The following is a 1,353-nucleotide window of genomic DNA, read 5'->3' as shown; positions in this document are numbered from 1 at the left end:
CGCCCCGCGTCGTGCGCCCCTGCGCGTGCGCCCCTGCGCGTGCGCCCCTGCGCGTGCGCCGCGCGCCGCCGCGCCGCGCGCCGAGGGCGGGCTCCGCCCTCCCTCCCGTCGATCAAGGACGAACGCACGTGGTTTGATCTCTTTTCCACGTGCATTTGCCCTTGATCGATGGAAATCTCCTTGATCGACCCTGTCCGGCTGATCGGCGGCCTCGGGCACCGTCGTGACGAGACGGTGGGCGCGGCCGGGTTCGCGCCAGCCAGGGCGACGGTAGAACGCCAAGATTGACGCCGGCGGTCGTTAGGACCCTCAGACCACCTCCGCGACCGTGACGTCAGTCGAAGAACTCACCCACGGTCACGTCGACCGGGCGGCCACGCGCGGCCAGATCGTCCGACTGGGCGCGCAGCACGGACCCCAACTCGGTCATGTCCGCGCCCGCAAGGCCGGTGCGCTTGACCGCGTCCGCGCTGTTGCGGAAGTACGTGCGTGACAGCAGCCCCACCACCATCGACGCGTTCAGTCGCGCCTCGCCGATCATCAGCATCGCGGTGTCGGTGTCGTACCACTGGGTGAGCCGGATCGCGCGGGCGTGCGCCGAGGCGGCCCGGCACCACGCTTCGCGCGCCAGCGTGCTGAACTCCGCCGGCCGCGCGTCCGCCAGCCGGCTCAGATGGGTGTCGCGCAGCCGTTCCAGCCACGCGTCCGGATCGTGAATCGGTTTTGTCGTCATGTATCGATCGGCGGCAAGCGGCCACGACGTCGACAAGGTGCGCGCGTGTTGCAGATACTGGTCGGCGCCGATCACGCTGAGGTCGACCAGCACCCCGTCGACCCGCCTGGTCACCGGGCGCGGCCCGCTGCCCGGCCGATAGGTCACCACGATCATGTCAACGTCGCTGGTGTCTGTGTCGTCGCCGTGGGCCAGAGATCCGTGCACCCCGACCGCGAGCACGTCCGCCGGATACCGGTGGCGGGCCGCGTCGGCCACCTGCTCGGCCACCACCCAGCGCGGATTCCCGTCGCCCCGCCCTTCACCCCACACAGCGGCCATTGTCGACCAGCGCGGGCGCCGCGTCAGCTATGTGGGCCCCGCCCACTTCCACGTCGTCATGCATATATGGTCACGCCCCCACGCTCGCCACGGCGGATCGCACCCCTTTCATGGCACGTAACCGGGACCCACCGCCGCCGCGGGGCCGGGCCGCCGCACGGCGGCCGTCGCGTCCAGGGGCGATGGCGGCCGGCAACCCGTCGCCGGCCAAGGGCCGACGGCGGGCAAGGGCCGTAGCCGATCAAGGGCGATTGCATCGATCAAGGGCAAATGCACGTGGAAATGAGATCGAACCACGT

General features: G+C 70.7%; 1 protein-coding gene. It reads right to left on the bottom strand.

Features of this window, described 5'->3' with window-relative positions; genetic code table 11:
• Positions 1-334: 334 nt before the first annotated feature.
• Complete coding sequence (locus V6V89_RS41395) at positions 335-1,054, bottom strand: nucleotidyltransferase domain-containing protein (RefSeq protein ID WP_442935330.1); 720 nt, start codon at positions 1,052-1,054, stop codon at positions 335-337.
• Positions 1,055-1,353 lie beyond the last annotated feature (299 nt).

This window comes from Micromonospora sp. CPCC 206061, from assembly GCF_036906915.1.
Taxonomy (GTDB): Bacteria; Actinomycetota; Actinomycetes; order Mycobacteriales; family Micromonosporaceae; genus Phytohabitans.
This window is presented reverse-complemented; position numbering and strand designations above follow the sequence as displayed.